At 65.6% G+C, this 18,717-nt stretch carries 18 protein-coding genes; 8 read left to right on the top strand and 10 right to left on the bottom strand.

Features of this window, described 5'->3' with window-relative positions; all coding sequences use genetic code 11:
• The first annotated feature begins 5 nt into the window (after positions 1-5).
• The 4 genes from AB0J29_RS16940 to AB0J29_RS16925 all read left to right on the top strand — a co-directional run bounded on the left by AB0J29_RS16940 (position 6) and on the right by AB0J29_RS16925 (position 4,249).
• Complete coding sequence (locus AB0J29_RS16940; RefSeq protein ID WP_364786181.1) at positions 6-1,118, top strand: MlaD family protein; 1,113 nt, start codon at positions 6-8, stop codon at positions 1,116-1,118.
• Positions 1,115-2,221, top strand: a complete 1,107-nt coding sequence (locus tag AB0J29_RS16935; protein ID WP_364786178.1) for an MCE family protein — start codon at positions 1,115-1,117, stop codon at positions 2,219-2,221. Before AB0J29_RS16940 ends, AB0J29_RS16935 begins: the two co-directional genes overlap by 4 nt.
• Entirely contained in the window at positions 2,218-3,396 is a 1,179-nt protein-coding gene (locus tag AB0J29_RS16930; protein ID WP_364786175.1) for an MlaD family protein, read from the top strand. Before AB0J29_RS16935 ends, AB0J29_RS16930 begins: the two co-directional genes overlap by 4 nt.
• 106 nt (positions 3,397-3,502) lie before the next feature.
• Entirely contained in the window at positions 3,503-4,249 is a 747-nt protein-coding gene (locus tag AB0J29_RS16925) for a hypothetical protein (protein ID WP_364786172.1), read from the top strand.
• A 105-nt stretch (positions 4,250-4,354) separates the two neighbouring features.
• On the opposite strand, the gene AB0J29_RS16920 is transcribed toward AB0J29_RS16925, so the two are convergent.
• The 6 genes from AB0J29_RS16920 to AB0J29_RS16895 form a co-directional block, all read right to left on the bottom strand.
• Positions 4,355-4,933, bottom strand: a complete 579-nt coding sequence (locus AB0J29_RS16920) for a ribonuclease H (RefSeq protein ID WP_364786169.1) — start codon at positions 4,931-4,933, stop codon at positions 4,355-4,357.
• Between the two features lie 10 nt (positions 4,934-4,943).
• The gene (locus AB0J29_RS16915; RefSeq protein ID WP_364786166.1) at positions 4,944-5,414 is read right to left on the bottom strand and encodes an SRPBCC family protein; all 471 of its coding nucleotides are present in this window, start codon (positions 5,412-5,414) and stop codon (positions 4,944-4,946) included.
• A gap of 150 nt (positions 5,415-5,564) precedes the next feature.
• Positions 5,565-6,848 carry an L-2-hydroxyglutarate oxidase gene (gene lhgO / locus AB0J29_RS16910; RefSeq protein WP_364786163.1) on the bottom strand — a complete coding sequence of 428 codons (1,284 nt, stop codon included), beginning with the start codon at positions 6,846-6,848 and terminating at the stop codon, positions 5,565-5,567.
• A gap of 40 nt (positions 6,849-6,888) precedes the next feature.
• Complete coding sequence (locus tag AB0J29_RS16905; protein ID WP_364786160.1) at positions 6,889-7,563, bottom strand: hypothetical protein; 675 nt, start codon at positions 7,561-7,563, stop codon at positions 6,889-6,891.
• A gap of 328 nt (positions 7,564-7,891) precedes the next feature.
• Positions 7,892-8,683 carry a TIGR03084 family metal-binding protein gene (locus AB0J29_RS16900; protein WP_364786157.1) on the bottom strand — a complete coding sequence of 264 codons (792 nt, stop codon included), beginning with the start codon at positions 8,681-8,683 and terminating at the stop codon, positions 7,892-7,894.
• 146 nt (positions 8,684-8,829) lie between these two features.
• On the bottom strand, positions 8,830-9,144 hold the full coding sequence (locus AB0J29_RS16895) for a hypothetical protein (RefSeq protein ID WP_364786154.1): 315 nt from the start codon (positions 9,142-9,144) through the stop codon (positions 8,830-8,832).
• 102 nt (positions 9,145-9,246) lie between these two features.
• Between AB0J29_RS16895 and lon the strand changes: the two genes are divergently transcribed.
• On the top strand, positions 9,247-11,664 hold the full coding sequence (gene lon, locus AB0J29_RS16890; RefSeq protein WP_364786151.1) for an endopeptidase La: 2,418 nt from the start codon (positions 9,247-9,249) through the stop codon (positions 11,662-11,664).
• Positions 11,665-11,798: 134 nt separating this feature from the next.
• On the opposite strand, the gene AB0J29_RS16885 is transcribed toward lon, so the two are convergent.
• The gene (locus tag AB0J29_RS16885; RefSeq protein WP_364786148.1) at positions 11,799-12,236 is read right to left on the bottom strand and encodes a PaaI family thioesterase; all 438 of its coding nucleotides are present in this window, start codon (positions 12,234-12,236) and stop codon (positions 11,799-11,801) included.
• A 16-nt stretch (positions 12,237-12,252) separates the two neighbouring features.
• Positions 12,253-12,813, bottom strand: coding sequence for a TetR family transcriptional regulator (locus AB0J29_RS16880; RefSeq protein WP_364786145.1), 561 nt, complete (start codon positions 12,811-12,813; stop codon positions 12,253-12,255).
• A gap of 152 nt (positions 12,814-12,965) precedes the next feature.
• Between AB0J29_RS16880 and AB0J29_RS16875 the strand changes: the two genes are divergently transcribed.
• Complete coding sequence (locus tag AB0J29_RS16875) at positions 12,966-14,846, top strand: ABC transporter ATP-binding protein (protein WP_364786142.1); 1,881 nt, start codon at positions 12,966-12,968, stop codon at positions 14,844-14,846.
• A 199-nt stretch (positions 14,847-15,045) separates the two neighbouring features.
• The gene (locus AB0J29_RS16870; RefSeq protein WP_364786139.1) at positions 15,046-15,408 is read left to right on the top strand and encodes a hypothetical protein; all 363 of its coding nucleotides are present in this window, start codon (positions 15,046-15,048) and stop codon (positions 15,406-15,408) included.
• Between the two features lie 408 nt (positions 15,409-15,816).
• Here AB0J29_RS16870 and AB0J29_RS16865 read toward each other — a convergent pair whose 3' ends face one another.
• A complete protein-coding gene (locus AB0J29_RS16865; RefSeq protein ID WP_364786136.1) occupies positions 15,817-16,812 on the bottom strand; it encodes an oxidoreductase in 996 nt (331 codons plus the stop codon).
• A gap of 57 nt (positions 16,813-16,869) precedes the next feature.
• Entirely contained in the window at positions 16,870-17,940 is a 1,071-nt protein-coding gene (locus AB0J29_RS16860) for a DNA polymerase IV (RefSeq protein WP_364786133.1), read from the bottom strand.
• A 120-nt stretch (positions 17,941-18,060) separates the two neighbouring features.
• Between AB0J29_RS16860 and AB0J29_RS16855 the strand changes: the two genes are divergently transcribed.
• On the top strand, positions 18,061-18,660 hold the full coding sequence (locus AB0J29_RS16855) for a DUF1707 domain-containing protein (RefSeq protein ID WP_364786130.1): 600 nt from the start codon (positions 18,061-18,063) through the stop codon (positions 18,658-18,660).
• Positions 18,661-18,717 lie beyond the last annotated feature (57 nt).

Here is an 18,717-nt window from a genome sequence, read left to right as displayed (position 1 = left end):
AACCGATGCGAATCAACCTGCGGCGCCCGAACATCGGGCGCATCGCCAGACCTCTGATGATCAGCGCGGCGGCCCTGGCCATCGGCAGCTGCTCGCTGGTGCCGAGTTCGGTGAACAGTGCACTCGGCAACACCATGACGATCACGGCGGACTTCGAGAACATCGCGGGCGTCTTCGAGGGCAATCCGGTCACGGTGCTCGGGCTACCGGTCGGCAAGATCGACAAGATCATTCCCAAGGGCACCATGGTCGAGGTGCACATGGTGATCGACAAGGACGTCAAGATCCCGAAAGATGCGATGGCCGCCATCATTTCGCCGTCCATCGTGACCGACCGCCACGTCGAACTGACCCCGGCCTACACCCAGGGCGAGACCATGTCCGACGGTGCGCATCTGCCGAAGGCGAAGACCAAGACACCGGTCGAGCTGGACATGATGCTGAAGACCATCGATCAGTTCGCCGCCGCGCTCGAGCCGAAACCGGGCACCGAGGGCATCGGTCCGCTGTCGGGGCGGGTGCTCTATCCGATCTTGAACGGCAATGGCGAGAAGATGCGGGACACCCTCAACGCGCTCTCCAGTGCGTTGAAGATCGGCGTCGACAATAAGGACGCGGTATCCAGCATCATCATCAAATTGAACGAACTGACCACCATGCTGGCCGAAAACGACCAGTCCGTCCGCGATTTCAGCAATCGGATGACGCAGCTGTCCGGACTGCTCAGCGATCAGGCCCCCGGCTTGGCGGCGACGCTGCAACAGTTCAACGACTTTCTGGCCAATACCAGTTCGGTCTTCGTGCAGTATCAGGATCAGCTGGGTAGTTCGCTCGAGGGGCTGACCAAGGTGACCGATCAGCTGCGCGCCAACGCCCGCGGCGTCACCGAGATCGTCGACCTCGCGCCACTGCTCATGCAGAACCTGGACCGCTCGATGAACCGGCAGTTGGGCTATATCCGGCTGCACGGCAACCTGCCGACCTTCCTCAACGGTGAACTGCTGAGCGTGTTCTGTGAACGGATTCAGATGCGTTCGGATGGCTGCCGCACCGGCAAGCTGGAGGATCTCGGTCCGGACCTCGGTATTACGGCGGCACTGCTGGGGATGACCAAATGAGCGACCGGTTCACGATGAGGGCCCGCCGAACGCTCATCGCGTTGGCGGCGGCATCCGGGGTGGCCATCACCTCCGGCTGTGGTCTCACGGTGGAGAAACTGCCGCTGCCCAAACCGGGTACGGTCGGTGAAACCTATACCGTGCACGCGAAGTTCGAGAATGCGCTGAATCTGCCCGATCAGGCGAAGGTGAAGATCGGTGGCTCGGATATCGGTGTCGTCGCCAATATCCAGACCAAGAACTTCGAGGCCATTGTCGATCTGAAGATCAGCAAGGACATCGAACTTCCGGTCGGCAGCACGGCGGAACTGCGCCAGGCCACCCCGCTCGGCGATGTGTTCGTCGCGGTATCCAAGGCCAAGGCGGATCCGGGTGCGCCGGTGCTGCACGACGGCGACACACTGGGCCGGGACAAGACCTCGGCGGGTGCCACCGTCGAGGAGCTGTTGATCTCGGTCTCCCTGTTGTTCAATGGCGGTGGTGTCGCCGCATTGGCCAAACTGACCTCGGAAATGGATTCGATCGTCGGCGGTCGCGGTGATCAGATCGCTCATCTGATCACTGAAATGACCGGCGTGGTCGGCAGTTTGAACGAGAACAGCGCTCGAGTCGACAGTGTGCTCGCCCAGTTCGGTTCGCTGGCCAGCACCATCGAGGCGCGGCATTCGGAATTGGGCCAGGTGGCCGACACCTTGCCGCAGATGATCGGCGCGGTGGCGGAGAACAACCAGGCCATCGGCGATCTGCTGCAAAAGATTTCGGTGACCAGCGCGGCGCTCGGCGACTACGCGAACAGCTCGAGCGATCAGCTGGCCGATCTCCTCGACAATGTGAAGAAGTTGATGGACGCGCTGTCGCAGACCGAGCAGACCTTAGGTCCCGCGCTGGACGCGCTGCACGAGATGCGCGGTCCGGTCGACGCGTCGTTCCGTGGCAATAGCCTCGCGGTCTACGCCACGCTGACCAATATCCACAACTTCAGCGTGTTGTCGGATCCGGCGCAGGGCAAGTTCTTCGACGGTCGCGATCTCGCGGACTTCGCGGGCAGCCTGATCACCGTCTTGCAGGCAATTCAGGGACGACTGCAAGGGGGACACCGGTGAGCTGGCTCGGCAAGCTGCTGCAGCGCAAGCTGCTGCTGTCCACCATCGGCCTGATACTGGTGTTCCTCGTGGGCGCTACCTATCTGCTGGTGAGCGTCATGCGGGTAAACCCGCTGAAATCGACCTATGCCGTCACGGTGCATCTTGATCGGTCCGGCGGTCTGCAACCCGGCAACGATGTGACACTGCGCGGCTTCCGTATCGGCAAGGTGACCTCGATCGAATTGGTCGACCGCGGGCAGTCCATCGCCGCGAAGGCCGATATCGACTCGAAGTTCACGATTCCGGTCGACACCGATATTTCGGTGGGTGCGCTCTCCGGCGCCGGTGAGCAGTACATCGACTTCCGGCCGAATACCGAGCAGGCACCGTTCTTGAAGGACGGTTCGGTCATCCAGTTCACTGCGGAGAAGATCAAGACGCCGACCCCGATCTGGTCGGTGCTCGACAACTCCAGCGCGCTGATCTCCCAGATCGATCCGGATAAGTTCAGCGTGATCCTGGCCAATCTGGACACCGCGCTGAGCGGTGGTCCGGATCAGTTGCGCGGCTTGGTCAATGGCATCAGCCTGGCCATGGCCGGATTCGACAATCTGCTCCCGCAGACCCAGAACCTGATCACCAACCTGCGCACCATCGCGAGCACCACCTCGCATGCGCAGCCCGATCTGGAGACGCTGACCCGCAATTCGGGTCAGTTGTTCGATCAGTTCAACAATGCCAACACCGAATTGCTGGCGGTCCTGGAGAGGGCGCCGGGACAGCTGACCAGCCTCGGCGCGGTCCTGGACAAGACGGCCGATCCGATCACCAGTCTGGCGGCCAATTTCGCGGCGATGACCAAGGCCGCGCAGCTGCGGATTCCGGCGCTGCAGGCGCTGTTCCCGGCACTGAACCTCGGGTTTTCCGCCGCGGGTGTGCCCGCCCACGACAACGAGTTCCACACGGTTATCGACGTCTGGATTCGGCCGATCTGCCAGTACCGGCATGTGCCGATCCGCACTGAGGTCATCCAGGACGGTTCGCTGCCCAAGTGGAACTACTGCGAAAATCCACCGCCCGGACTGCAGATTCGCGGTTCGGCGAATGCGCCGCGGCCGAATGTGCCGGACAACGGCGCGCAGATGCCGCCGGGAGTGGATCCGAATGAAATGACCCCGCCGCCGCTGCGGTGAGTAGCCACAGCGATACTCGCCCAGACTGCGAACGGTTCGTCCGATGCGGACCGACCAGGCCATATCGGTGCGCTCGGGTGCGCCGGGAAAGTGCAGGATTGTATCGATGTCCACTGATGATGTCGGCGCCGGAAAGCTGAACGCGGATGCCGAGGAAGCCGACGCCAAGAAAGCTGACGCCACCGTCGACGCGGCAGCGCAGGACAAGACGGTCGAGATCGGGAAGTCGTCCGATGCGGTAGCCGCCGCGGCCCCGAAGCCCGCTGAGCCGAAGCAGGCCACGGACAATCTGGCGAAGGGTGCCGCGCAACCGGTGGCCCAGACTGGCGCCAAAGGCGGCGCGCTGGTCCCGATCATCGCGGCGTTCGTCGCCGGTGTGCTGCTCGTCGCGGCGGTCACCGCCATCGTGGTGTTCTACCGGCAGGCGAGCAATCGCGGCGCGGAGCTGGACGCGCGCGCCGCCGCCACCTCGGCCGCGTGCGACTACGGCAAGCTGATCTCCACCTACGATCCACAGACCATCGACGATTACCTCGAGCGGGTGGATGCCGCGTCGACCGGTGACTGGAAGGATCAGTTCGCCAAGCTCGGCCAGGACCTCAAGGGTGTCGTCATCGATGCCAAGGCCACCTCGTCCACCTACGACATGCAGTGTGGCTTCCAGTCCGGCGATACCGAGAGCGCGAATGTGCTGGTGGTGATCGGTCAGACCACCACCAATGTGAATATCGCCGCCGCGAACAAGCCACCGAGCAAGGTGGAGCTGGTGGTTGTGGCCGGTCTGCAGAAGGTCGGTGACAAGTGGCTGGTCGACAAGTTCGACCTGCCCATCCTGAAGCAGATGGGCAACTGATCGACTATCCGAACAACCGCGAAGAGCGCCTCCGGGTGGGTGGGAATGGCACCACCCGCCCGGAGGTCTTTCCGGCGGTCTTGCGCCCGGTCGCGCCCGGCGGACTCAGAACAACGTCAATGCCTGAGGTGCTGGCGCAACCGGCTTCCCCGCGGACCGCGGTCGGGCGGATTTTGTGGTCTTGTCGGAGGAGTCCTCGAGCACCGGTTGCAGCTCGGGGAGTTCCGCGGTCGGGATCTCACCGGCGGCCGCGGAGGCCGCGGCCTTTCTGGCCGCCTCGCCCGCGAGGGTATCGGCCATTTCGTTGAAGTAATTGCCGACATGTCCGCGCACCCAACGGAACCGGACCGGTCCCGGCCGGGAGGCGATGGCCCGGTCGATCTGTTTGATGAGTTCGATGTTCTTCACCGCGCCGCCGCTGGCGGTGCGCCAGCCATTGGTCCGCCAGCCGACGATCCACTCCGAGGCGCATTTGATCGCGTATAGCGAATCGCTCTCGATGAACAGCGGTTCCTCGCCGGGGTGGGCGAGTACCGCCTCCAGGAGCGCGCGCAACTCCGCGACCTGATTGGTTCCGGTGGCGGCTCCCCCGCTGCGTGAACCACCCTGATGATTGACCCAAGCCCAGCCGATGGCGCCGCCGGGATTGCGGAGGCAGGATCCGTCGGTGCTCACGATGATCATGGATGGCACCCTACGCAATCCGACCGACAAGATCGGTACCGTGGAATTCCTCTATCTCCCTTCGCAACTGGGATTCGGTGCGGCGCAGCGCCGACCGCACGGCAGAATCCACCAAGCGCAGGCACAACCGACCGAACAGCCCACCCGGTGGAGCGTACTCCGCCTCCGAGGTCAGCACCGAGCGTCCATAGCCCAGCGGGTCGAAGTGCAGCGTCAATGTTCCCGACAATCGCCCGCGCAATGTGTAGCCGATCACCACATTGCGCCGGTATTCGGTGATCTCGCAGTCAACGGTCGGCCGCCATAGCCCCAGCTGGATCCGTGTCGTGAAGACCGCACCGATGCCTTGGTCGAGCTCGTCTTTCGGCTCGAACGCGGCGACGGCGAACATCCAATCCGGTACGAACCGATGGTTGTCCGTATAAGTGAAGGCCACCTCGACCGGGGCTCCGACGTCGCTCGCGTACTTGATGTGGCCCATAGGGCCCCTCCCTGTTGGCTGCCGCTAAAAGTACTACAGCTCTCCTCTTTATTCGAGAGATTGCCCGGAATTTGGTTGGCGGGCTTTCCACATGGGGGATGGCCGCTGGCGAAGCCGTCCAGCACGCGCGACCCACCTGACGCGGCGGAGTCACAGCTGGTCGACGATGTACTCGGCGATCGGCATAGCGGAAGTCGCCGCCGGTGATGGTGCGTTGAGTACATGAATCGAGCGCGGTGTGCGTTCGATCAGGAAGTCGTGCACCAGAGTGCCGTCGCGCAGTACCGCTTGCGCGCGGATGCCAGCCTCCCGCGGCCGCAGGTCAGCGACCGTGAGATCCGGACAGTACCTTCGGCATTCGGCCAGGTAGCCGCGTTTGAACAGGGAGTTGCGCAATTCGCGCAGTCCGGTGCGCACATGGGTGCGAACCACCCGATGGAAGCCCGGAAACCCGAGCACCGCGCGGGCGTCACGGGCGTCGAAGCTGCCCTTGCGGTAGCCCTCCCTGGCCAGGCCGAGCACCGCATTGGGGCCGACAGTCAGGGTGCCGTCGATCATCGGGCTCAGATGCACCCCGAGGAAGGGCAGCTTCGGATCGGGAATCGGATAGATCAGCGTGCGCACCAGTCCGGAACGGCTGGGCGGTAGCTGGTAGTACTCGCCCCGGAACGGCACGATCCGGAAATCGGTGCGCAGACCCGCGAGTGCGGCCATGCGATCGGCCTGCAGACCCGCACAGACCACCAGCGTGCGCGCGGTCCAGGAGCCCGCGGGACCGGCCACGGTGACCGCGTCCGCGGTTTCGGTGAGCGCGGTGATCTCGGCGTTCAGCACGATCTCGCCGCCCGCGGCCCGGACCTCCTCGGCGAGCGCGGTGGTGACGCGGGTGAAGTCGATGATGCCGGTGGCGGGCACGAACAGTGCGCCGACACCGGTCACATGCGGTTCGCGGCGGATCAATTCGGCGGTATCGATCAGCTCGACATCGACACCGTTGGTGACCGAGCGTTCATGGAGCGCGAGCATCCGCTGGTACTCGCCGGCATCGGTTGCCACCAGCAGTTTTCCGCAGACCTCGAACGGAATGCCGTGCGCCGCGGCGAATTCCTTCGTCCAAGCGGCGCCATTTCGGCACAGGCGGGCCTTCAGGCTGTCCGGCGGATAGTAGATGCCGGAATGGATGACGCCGCTGTTGTGCCCGGTCTGATGGGTCGCGAGGGCACCGGCCTTGTCGATGAGCACCAGGCTCGCGCCCGGATGACGTCGCAGAATCCGATGCGCCGTGGCGACTCCGACGATCCCGCCCCCGATGACACAGAAGGTATATCGGCCTCCCCGAGCCTTTTGCCGGCCGTTGGGAGCCTCGTAGGTTCCGCTGCGGGTCGACCGTTCGGTGTGGGGTTGGGTTTTGGGCGTTCCCGGTGAGTTACCCATGGATATACGAAATCAGTTGTCGCCTCGGGTGGGCAATCTGTCACACGGTGATGGCGCTGTTCGTCTCCGGAGCCGTCGATTTCGCTACGTCGGGCGTGCTTTCGGTGCGGGGCGACGGATCGCGGTCCAGTCTGAGGTCGTGCGCACCGAGGTTCGGATCCGAGAAGGCGAATGTCACTTCACCGTTGTGCGTATCGACCTCGGTACGCAACTCGGTGACGGCGCCCGGATCTGTGTGGATGCCGAGTCGCTCCCGATCCGGTTCGGTGAGCAGGAAATCCGTCAGTACCGTCAGCGCATTGGTATCCACGGTGAAGGCGACCGAATTCGCGAGCCCAGGTGTCACCTGTGCGCCGACATATGCGGTGCCGAGGCTCAGTTTGCCGCCGATTCCGGCGGTGGCGGATGAATCGGTATGGGCCTGAGGGATTTTCACCGCGCCGTCGCCCGGCTCCGCGGGGAAGCGGCCGAATAGTGCGGGCAGGTCGTGACTTCCGCCGGTCAGCGCGGCATCGGAGAGCGCGGGTCCGTAGTAGGGACCGATATCCGGAATCCGAACCGATGGTGGTGCGGCGACGTTATCGGCGGCGTGCTGGGTATCGGCCATCTGATGGGCGATGTAGGCTCCCGCGGCGACGGTCAGACCGAGGCTGGCGGCGCCGGCGAGCACGATGGCGGTATGCCGAGCGATTTGGGCAGGCTTATGTACTGGCACGATGCGTTCCTTCCGTCCTCCCCTGATCCCCTCACCGCGGCCCGCATCGTTGAAAGCCGCGCGCTCGTCCAGGTTACAGGTGCGGCCGCAGGTGGCGCCTCGTGGGGGAGAGCAGCATCACAAAAGCCGGTGAACGCGCGCGATACGGCATTCGTGCCGGATGGCGTCGTTCATGTTTCCGCGAGCTGACAGGCGGGTAAATATCCTTGGCTGGCGAGCGTCATTCTCGATTGCCACATCGAGACATCCGGCCAACGGCGTCCGGCCGACACGAACGGCGCACCCAAGTGTGACGCTCGCCCGCACCTGTCAGGTTCGGTGCGGCGAGTCAGGTGAACTGGCCCGCCGACCGCCCAGCCCCCGTCGGTCCCGCGAAAGCCTGTGCGATGGTGAGCCATTCGGCGGCGTCGGCACCCACTGTTTCCAGCGCGAGATCGGCATGGTGCCGGCGCTGCGTCACCAGCAGGCAGAAGTCGAGTGCCGGACCGGTCACCTGCTGCGCGGCGTCCTCGGGACCCCATGACCACACGCTGTCGTCCGGTGCGGTGAGTTCGACCCGGAATTCCTCGGTCGGTACGGTCTTGCCGCGCACGGTGTAGGCGAAGTTCCTGGTCCGTACGCCGATATGGGCGACCGTGCGCAGCCGGGCGGTCGGTGTCCTGGTCAGCCCGAGCGCGTCCGCGATGTCCTGGCCGTGGGCGAAGGTTTCCATCATGCGCGCGCTGACCATGGATGCCGGGCTCATGGGCGGTCCGAACCACGGCAATTTGGCGCCGGACGGCACCGCGTGCAGGGCCTTGATCAGCTCGGCGCGCCCGCGGCGCCATCGGTCGAGCAGTTCGGCGGCCGGTGCGGTGGCCGCGGCCTCGGCGGCCTCGTCGACGAAGGTGAATGCCCGCGGACCGGCCTCCTCGACCAGTTTCGCGAAACCGTCCGGATCGGTGGCGGCCAGCGTGGCGACCTCGTCGGTCCAGGTCAGATGGCCGATCTGATGGGCGATACTCCAGCCGGGGGCCGGTGTCGGTGCGGACCAGTCCGCCGGAGTCAGCGGCGCGACGATTCGTTCCAGTTCCGCGCAGTCGTCGGCGAAATCGCGCAGGAGCGCGTCTAGGTCGGCCATCGGATCCCTGTCCCGTCCAGGCGCACTGCTGCGTACACCGTCGTGGTTCAGCATCCCAGCGGGCTCAAAAAAATGCAAGCATGCGTGCTTGTATTTTGCCCGGCGCGCCGCCCATCCGATTGGGGCCGGTTACCAGCCGAAAATCGTCAGGTGGGCGGCGCCGACCGCAAGCCGCGCAGATACAGCAGCCAGGCATCCTGTTCGACCGAGGCGTGGAACATCTCCATGAACTCCCCTGGAGTGAGGTCCTGGAGCTTGCGTGCGGCGAACTCGTCGATCTTCTCGGCCTGTTCGAGGGTGAACTCCTCGTCCTCGACCAGTCGGTGCCGCGGGTGCGGCAGTCGGTCTCTCGAGATTGTCGAATTGGCGGCGGCCGAAGGCGGCGCGCACGATCGCGATGGTGTCGCAGCGAACAGGTCCGGACACCGGCCGCGAACACGCTCGAAATTGTAGTGCCGCATCGAACGCCGATCGCTGTGAGCGAACGTGGGCGGCGGGGCGGAACAAACGTAGATGGCCCGAGGTTGACTGGACATCGCTCAACTTTTGGAAGGGTCGAACACGTGACTACACCACAGAACCTGCCGGTGCTGTTCCTGACCGATCCGATCGTGCTGCCGGGCATGGTCGTGCCCATCGAACTGGACGAATCGGCGCAGGCCGCTATCGACGCCGCACGTGCCGCGAATACCGACGCGGTGCTGCTCGCGCCCCGATTGACCGAGGGCTACGCCTCCTACGGCGTCGTCGCCACCATCGAACAGGTCGGCCGGATGCGCGGTGGCGCGCCCGCCGCGGTGCTGAAGGCCGAACGGCGCGCCAAGATCGGCCACGGGGTCACCGGGCCGGGCGCCGCGCTGTGGGTCGAGGCCGAACCGGTGCAGACGCCCGCCGTCGACGGTCGCACCAAAGAGCTTGCCGCCGAATACAAGAAGCTGGTCGTTTCGGTGCTGCAGCGCCGCGAGGCCTGGCAGATCATCGACGCGGTCAATCAGCTGACCGATCCGTCCGCGATTGCCGATACCGCGGGCTACGCGCCGTACCTGACCGCCGACGAGAAGCGTGAGCTGCTCGAAACTCCGGATACCGCACAGCGTTTGACCAAGCTGATCGAGTGGACCAAGGCGCATATCGCCGAGGCCGAGGTTACCGAGAAGATCAGCGAGGATGTCCGCGCCGGCATGGAGAAGAGCCAGCGCGAATTCCTGCTGCGCCAGCAGCTCAATGCCATTCGCAAGGAACTCGGCGAGGACGAGCCCGACGGCGCCGACGACTACCGCACCCGGGTCGAGCAGGCCGATCTGCCCGATGACGTGCGCGCCGAGGCGTTGCGCGAGGTCGGTCGACTGGAGCGGGCCAGCGATCAGAGCCCGGAGTCCGGCTGGATCCGGACCTGGCTGGATACCGTCCTCGAGCTGCCGTGGACCGTGAAAACCACCGACAGCACCGATGTTTCGGCCGCCCGCGGGGTGCTCGACGCCGATCACCACGGCTTGGACGAGGTCAAGGACCGCATGGTCGAGTACCTGGCTGTGCGCTCCCGCCGCGCCGCGCGTGGACTCGAGGTCGTCGGTGGACGTGGTTCCGGCGCCGTGCTCGCGCTGGTCGGGCCGCCCGGTGTCGGCAAAACCTCGCTCGGTGAGTCGGTGGCACGAGCCATGGGTCGCAAGTTCGTTCGCGTCGCGCTCGGCGGTGTGCGCGACGAGGCGGAGATCCGCGGTCACCGGCGCACCTACGTCGGTGCGCTGCCGGGTCGGATCGTGCGTGCCATCAAGGAGGCGGGATCGATGAATCCCGTTGTCCTGCTCGACGAGATCGATAAGGTCGGCTCGGACTTCCGCGGCGATCCGGCCGCGGCATTGCTCGAGGTGCTCGATCCGGCGCAGAACCACACCTTCCGCGACCACTACCTGGATCTGGATCTCGACCTGTCCGATGTGCTGTTCATCGCGACCGCGAATGTCATGGAAACCATTCCGGGCCCGCTGCTGGACCGGATGGAGCTGATCACCGTCGACGGTTACACCGAGGACGACAAGGTGGCCATCGCTCGCGACTTCCTGGTGCCACGGCAGCTGGAGCGCAATGCGCTTACCGCGGCGGAGGTTTCGATCACCGATGAGGCGCTGCGCGAGGTCGCGGCCAACTACACCCGGGAAGCGGGGGTGCGGCAGATGGAGCGCTTGATCGCGAAGGCATTGCGCAAGGCCGCGACTCGGCTCTCCGAGGACGGAACCGACTCCGCCACCGACGAAACCGTGGTGCCGTTGGGCCACGACGCCGAGCTGGACTACGACGCGCTGGTGCAATCCGGATCGCTGACCATCGATCTGGACAACCTGAAGGACTACCTGGGTCGCCCGCGGTTCACCCCGGATTCGGTGGAACGCACCGCGGTCCCCGGTGTGGCAACAGGTTTGGCGGTCACCGGTCTAGGCGGTGATGTCCTCTACATCGAGGCCAATGGCGCCGAGGGCGAGCGTGCGCTCACCCTGACCGGTCAGCTCGGCGATGTCATGAAGGAGTCGGCGCAGATCGCCCTCACCTACGTGCGCTCGCACCTGGCCGAGATCGGCATCGAACCGTCGGTGCTCGATCGCAATATCCACATCCACTTCCCGGCGGGTGCGGTGCCGAAGGACGGGCCGTCGGCGGGTGTCACCATGGTCACCGCCCTGGTGTCGCTGGCACTGGGCCGGCAGGTGCGCGCGGATGTCGGCATGACCGGTGAGGTGACTCTGAACGGACGGGTGCTGCCGATCGGCGGGGTGAAGCAGAAGCTGATGGCCGCGCAGCGCGCGGGACTGAAGACGGTATTCATCCCGGCCCGCAACGAGCCGGATCTGGATGACGTGCCAGCCGACGTGTTGGCCGCCCTGGATGTGCGTCCGGTCGCCGACGTCGCCGACATCCTGGCCTACGCCATCGAGCCGGTCGCCGAACCGGCCCTGGACGCGCCCGCTTTCGCGGCGAGCGCCTGATATTCGCCGGAAACGGGCCGTGCCTGCGGGTACGGCCCGTTTCGCGTGCATGGTCACCGTGACCGCGACGCAAGGCGGCAAGCCCGTGCGCACACAATCGTGGCACTGCTTACTACCCAGTGGTCGGCGGATGCTCAGTCGCCGCCGAGTTTGCGCTCGACCGAGCGCGCAGTGCCTTGAGCCACCGCGCACAGCACCGGTTCGGCGTCGGGACGTTCGGCATAGATTTCGCAGGCGACGACGGCTTGGCGGCGCGTTGCCCCGGTGACGGTGGCCGCCGCGCGCAACCGGGTACCGGCGGCAGGGCGCAGATAGGTGATGGTGAAGCCGCCGGTAAGCACATTGGCGCCGAGCACCGTTCCCGCGGCGAAGGTGAGTGCGTTATCGGCCGCGTAGGACACCACACCGCCGTGCACGAAGCCGAATTGCTGGCCCAGTTCGGGACGGATGGGAACGACGAGTGTCGCTGCGCCGTCACCGAATGCGGTGATCTCGGTACCGATCAGCTGCGCGAATGGCTGCGCGGCCAGCACCTGCTTCGCGTGATCCAGGTCGAGGGTGATCGTTGGCATGGATGGCTCCGTTAGGTCAGTGGTCGGTTGTGCCCAGCGCCTGCCAGGCGGCATCGGCGAGTTCACGCGCAACATCGATGGGGGCGGTACGGATTTCGCCGCCGAGCCAGTGCCGGGAGTACTCCTGCGCCGGGCCGAGCCACAGTGCGTAGACGAGGTCGAAATCGAGATCGCGCACCGCGCCGTAGCGGGCGTGGGTGCGCCACCAGCGCAAGACATTGCGCAGGAATTCGCGGTTGCTGTCGCTGTCGCGGACACCGGGCGGCCGGGCCGAGGTGAGAACCTTTGCGCGGTACTGATTTTCGGTAATCCACCGCAGATGTTCGACGACACCCGCGGTAACGCCTGCGCGCGCATCGGTGCTCTCGCCGACGACCACCCAGAAGTGCTCCTGATAGTCGGCGAGCGCATGTGTCCACACCTCGCGGTACAGCTCCGCCTTATCCGGAAAGTGGTGGTAGAGCGCGCCGACGCTGGCGCCCGCCGCATCGCGGATCTGGGTCAGCGTGGTCTCCAGTGCCCCCCGTTCCGCGAACTGCCGCTCGGCCGCCAGCAGCAACCGATCTCGAATCTTCATGACCAGAATTTAGTTCTGTTCTGTGGCCGGGGCAACACCCGGGTTTCGCTGTGTGCGGAATACGTGCGAGTCGGCTTGTGCTCAACCTTTGTTGAGGTCTTAGTGTCGGTGGCCAGGTGTTCGATGGGTGGGGAGCGAGAGGGAGCAGCACGGTGAGTATCGAATCGGTGGCCTGGAGCCAGATGTATCGGCGTGCGAACGCACCGCAGGAGCAGCGGCCGTTCCGGCTCGCCACGGCGCGGCGCATTTCGCGGTTCGCGCGGCCACATCGTCGTCGGATCGGTGCGTTTTTGCTGTTCAGCGTCGTGTCCGCACTACTCGCGGTGGCGACGCCGGTGTTGGCGGGTCGGGTGGTCAACGACATCGTCGGTGGTGCGGCGCCGCGTGTCGTGGTGACTCTCGCGATCCTGATCGCGGGGCTGGCGGTGATCGATGCCGCGCTCGGCGTGATCATTCGCTGGTTGTCCTCGCGCATCGGTGAGGGACTGATCCTGGATCTGCGCACGGCGGTTTTCGATCATGTGCAGAAGATGCCGGTCGCGTTCTTCACGCGGACACGCACCGGCGCCCTGGTCAGCCGCTTGAACAGCGATGTGATCGGGGCGCAGCGCGCATTCAGCGATACGCTCTCCGGTGTCGTCACGAATCTGGTGACCCTCGCGCTCACACTTGCCGTCATGGTCCACATCTCGTGGCAGATCACGCTGCTCGCGCTGGTGCTGCTGCCGGTATTCGTGGTTCCGGCGCGGCGGATGGGAAATCGGCTGGCCGGATTGCAACGGGAAGCCGCGAGCCTCAATGCCGCGATGAGCACTCAGATGACCGAACGGTTCTCGGCACCGGGCGCAACGCTGGTGAAACTGTTCGGACGGCCGCAGCAGGAGTCGGAAGAATTCGCGCTGCGCGCGCGTCGAGTGCGCGATATCGGGGTGCGCACGGCGATGCTGCAGACCGTATTCGTCACCTCGCTGACCCTGGTCTCGGCGCTGGCACTGGCCCTGGTCTACGGACTCGGCGGGTGGTACGCGCTGCGCGGCCAGCTGGATGCCGGTGCGGTGGTATCGCTTTCGCTGCTGCTGACCCGCCTCTACACACCGCTCACCGCACTGGCCAGCGCGCGGATGGAGATCATGTCCGCGACCGTGAGCTTCGAGCGAGTCTTCGAGGTGCTGGATCTGAAACCGCTGATCGAGGACGCGCCGGATGCCGTCGCGGTGCCCGCGGGTCCGGTCGCCGTGGAACTGGACAACGTCACCTTCGGCTACCCGTCGGCCGATAAAGTGTCGCTCGCCTCGCTCGAGGATGTCGCGACGCTGGATACCCGCGGTGGGGTGGAGGTGCTGCACAATGTGTCGCTGCGGGCCGAGCCCGGTCAGCTCGTCGCATTGGTCGGTTCCTCGGGTGCCGGAAAATCCACGGTGGCTCAACTCGTTTCCCGGCTCTACGACGTGGATGGCGGTGCGGTGCGGCTGAACGGTACCGATGTGCGCGACCTGACCACGACCTCCATCCGGGACACCGTCGGCCTGGTCACTCAGGACGGCCACCTGTTCCACGACACCATCCGCGCCAACCTGCTGCTGGCCCGGCCCGGGGCGACCGAGGCCGAGCTGTGGGATGCATTGCAGCGGGCGCGGTTACGTGAGCTGGTGACATCGCTGCAGGACGGCCTGGATACGGTCGTCGGTGAGCGCGGCTACCGCCTCTCCGGCGGTGAACGTCAGCGGTTGACCATTGCCCGACTGCTGCTCAAGCAGCCACGGGTGGTGATCCTGGACGAGGCGACCGCCTCGCTGGACTCGACCTCGGAAGCCGCTGTCCAGGAGGCACTTTCCGAGGCGCTGGACGGTCGGACCGCACTGGTCATCGCGCATCGGCTCTCCACCATTCGCGCCGCCGACCAGATCCTGGTGCTCGAGGACGGCCGAATCGTGGAGCGCGGCACGCACACTCAATTGCTGGCCGCCGAAGGCCGCTACGCGGAGCTGTACCGCACGCAGTTCGCGGAGGAACCGGTCGAAGTCGCGGCCTGAGCCGCTTCGATGGGATACCGTCAGAATTCGCCCGTGACACCGAATACGGTGCGGCCGGAGGTGCCTACGTCACAACCAAGCGCACCAGCTCCGAATCGGTCAGCGCCAGTTGTCATCTATCCATACAGCAGCCCGTGGTGGACGTAACATTTCAGCGCTTCACTCCGACGAACACCGCAACACAAACCAGGAGGGTTTCATGAGCAGGTCGTTTGCTGTCGCCGCACGAGTCGCGGCCGCGGGTATTTCAGGGCTGGCCTTCACCGCTGTTGTCGGGTCGGGTACCGCGCAGGCCGCGCCGCAGGATTGCACCGTGGAGAAGGGACTGTTCGATGCGTCGGCGTTCTGCCAGCGCGATGGCGGATCCAACTACGTGCTCCACCTCGACTGCGTCGGCCTCTACGCCAGCGGGCCGTTCCCGCTGTATGCAGTCGGGCCTTACAAGGTGCTCAGTTACCCCTTCACGCCGTCGGGTGAGCGTACGACGGTGGGTTGCACCGGGATGGGTCCCGGCGTCTTCGCCCTCGCCACCAACGCCTACGTGGAGATCTATAACCCTTAGGTCTGTCACGTCGTCGTCGATTTCTTCATGATTCGCCAGCCACCAACCATTCCACCGCACGGGACCTGGCCCACACCCGACCTACACCCGGGCCAATGCACTCGTCGGGCAACTCGTCGAGGCCGGCATACTTCGCCAACACGGAGACAGCTCCTACGGTCGGCGCTTTACCGCACCTGATGTGCTCGCTATCCTGCTGCGCTGACAACTTGGCTCGGTCACCTCGATGATCACTTGAAAGCACTTTGCGCTGAGGCGGTTTCGTGACCACTCACCGCGCCTATGCCGCCGAGTACCCTAGACCTGTTGCCGCCGAGCCAGGGCCGGCCGGTCGAAGTCGCGGTATGAGACCCGTACGCACCGAAGCCCGGCGCGATCGGATCAGGCCGGGCTTCGGTGGGTTAGGCGTCAGAATTCGCCCGCGACGCCGAATACGGTGCGGCCGGAGTGGCTGCCGTGATGCATGGCGTGCAGGATCTGCTCGGCGTCGGTGATGGGAGCGAAGTTCTCGATGGTCGAAAGGTGCTGGGGCCGTAGCTCATTGGCGAGTCGAGCCCACAGCGCGCGGCGCTTGTCGATCGGAAGATACGCGGAGTCGATGCCGAGCAGCGATACGCCGCGCAGGATGAAGGGCATGACGGTGGTCGGCAGATCCGAGCCGCCGGTGAGGCCGCTGACCGCGACCGCACCGCCATAGCCGATCGCGCTGAGGATGTAGGCGAGCGATTTGCCACCGACACTGTCCACCGCACCGGCCCAGGTGGCCTTCGACAGTGGACGCAGTTTCGCATCCGGATCCTCCGGCAGTCGGCCGATCACCTCGTTCGCGCCGAGTTCGGCGAGCCGATTGCCCGCATCGGTCTTACCGGTGGACGCGATCACCTCGAAACCGAGGCCCGACAGGATATCGATGGCCACGCTGCCGACACCGCCCGTCGCTCCGGTGACGAGCACCGCGCCGCTCTCCGGGGTGAGTTCGTGATCGAGCAGGCTCTGCACACTGAGTGCGGCGGTGAAACCGGCGGTGCCGAGCGCGGCCGCATCCCGGGTGCTGAGACCGTCGAGCCGGACCACCCAGTCGGCGGGCACCCTGGCGTATTCGGCGAAGCCGCCGTGATGTGAAACGCCGAGATCGTAGCCGTGCGCCACCACTTGGTCACCGGGCGCGAAATCGTCGACCTCGGAGCTGACGACCTCGCCGGTGATATCGATGCCAGGGATGATCGGATAATTCCGGACCACGCCACCGCCCGCGGTGATCGCCAGCCCGTCCTTGTAGTTCGCACTCGAGTAGTGCACCTTGATCGTGACCTCACCCGGCCCGAGGAAGTCCTCGTCGACCTGCTGCCGGGTGAGCACGATCCCACTGTCCGATTCGTGTGCCACCATCGCCCAGAACTCCATGTCGACGAGCATACGAGCGCCGGCCTGCGCCGGGGTGGATCTTCACGTCGGCCCCCGCTATTGCGGTACGAGCTCGAGGCGGACGCCGAGCAGCCGAACCGGGCGATCGAGTTCGAATCGGTCGATGATGCGCAGGGCCGTTTCCACAATGGTCGCGATATCGGTGGTCGGCTCGGGGAGTTTCTCCTGTTTGCTGCGGGTGAAGAAGGTATTGCTGCGGACGGTCACCGAGACGCGCACGGGGATGCGGCCCGCGGCGGCCATCTCCTCGCCCACCTCGGTGGCCAGTCGCGCCACCTGGGCGCGGATCTCCTCGGTTTCGGTCAGGTCGTGCGGGAAGGTCTCGGATTTACTGCGGCCCACCGGAATTCGAGGTTCCGTGGTGACATCGGTATCGCCCTTACCGTGACCGAGCACCCAGAGATACGGGCCGGTATTCGGACCGAATTCGGCGGCCAGGCGCTGCCGATCGGCGGACATCAGGTCGGCGACCGTTTCGATGCCGAGGTCGGCCATCCGCGCGGCGATCCGATTTCCGATGCCCCACAGCGCATTTGTCGGACGGTGCGCCATCACCTCGACCCAGTTCGCCGCGGTGAGGCGGAAGATGCCCGCCGCCGCGCCATCGGTATCGGCGGGCGCGGCCGAGGACTTACCGGCGGATTTGGCGAAGCCGGTCGCCAGTTTGGCGGTGAGCTTGTTGTCGCCGATGCCGATGGCGCAGGTCAACTCCAATTCGGCGATGGCACTACGGATTTCGCGTGCGAGCCGTTCCGGATCGTCGGTATCGGCGGCCAGGAACGCCTCGTCCCAGCCCCACACCTCCACGCGGCCGGGAAAGGTCCGCAGCAGCGCCATGACTTCGTCGGACGCCTCCTCGTAGGTGGCCATATCCAGCGGCAGGAAGATCCCGTCGGGACATTTGCGCTTGGCCGAGCGCAAGGCCATCCCGGCGCGGACCCCGAATGCCCTGGCCGGATACGACGCGCAGGTCACTACCTTGCGCGGTTCGTCGGGGTCGCCATGGCCGCCGACGATGACCGGCAGGCCGCGCAGCTCCGGATGGCGACGGAACTCCACCGCCGCCTGGAACTGGTCGAGATCGACGTGCAGCAGCCACCTCGGCATAGCTATGTCTTACCGCATGACAGTGACAAGCAGCGCAAATGCGCCCCCGGGTCGGTTGCTCATGCCATGGGCGCAGCCGACATCGTACGATCGCAGCAGACGAACCAGGGGATGTATTCGATGACCGATGCACAGGACAACCTGCCCGCGGTCCGGGTCGGCGATACCGATCGCGAGGTCGCGGCCAAGCAGCTGCAGCTCGCCCTCGACGCGGGGCAACTCGATCTGCTCGAACTGGATAAACGACTGCTGGAGGTCTATTCGGCGCAGACGACGCAGGAACTCGTCGCCATCACCTCCGATCTGCCGGTGCTCGCCGCGGCGCGCGAACCCATCGAACTGCGCACCAGCAGCGGGGCGCGGGTGAAGGATGGGGAGTGGATCGTCCCGGCCGAGATCACGGCCGAATGCGACTCCGGTGGTATCACCATCGACTTCACCCGGGCTCTGTGTCCGCATCGTGAGGTCACGGTGCATGTCGCGGCGGGTTCCGGCACGGTCCAGTTGATCGTGCCGCGCGGCTGGCGAGTCGACCTCGATCGGGTGCAGGCCTGGAGCGGTGCCGTCAAGAACAAGGTCACCGAGGGCAGTCTGCCCGGGTCGCCGCTGCTCCGCGTCGACGGGGAGGTCGATTCCGGGACCGTGGTGGCGAAGTATCCGCGCCCGCCGCGGCGATCGTTCCTGGCCTGGCTGCTGCGCCGTCCTCGTCCGACCGTCTGAACCCGCCCAACTCCGCAGTTCGCCGAGGTGGCCGCGGCTGTGGGGACGGGACGCGTG

The organism is Nocardia sp. NPDC049707 (genome assembly GCF_040674855.1).
GTDB lineage: Bacteria > Actinomycetota > Actinomycetes > Mycobacteriales > Mycobacteriaceae > Nocardia.
The sequence above is the reverse complement of the archived record's forward strand: the minus strand, read 5'-3'. Positions and strand labels throughout refer to the sequence as shown.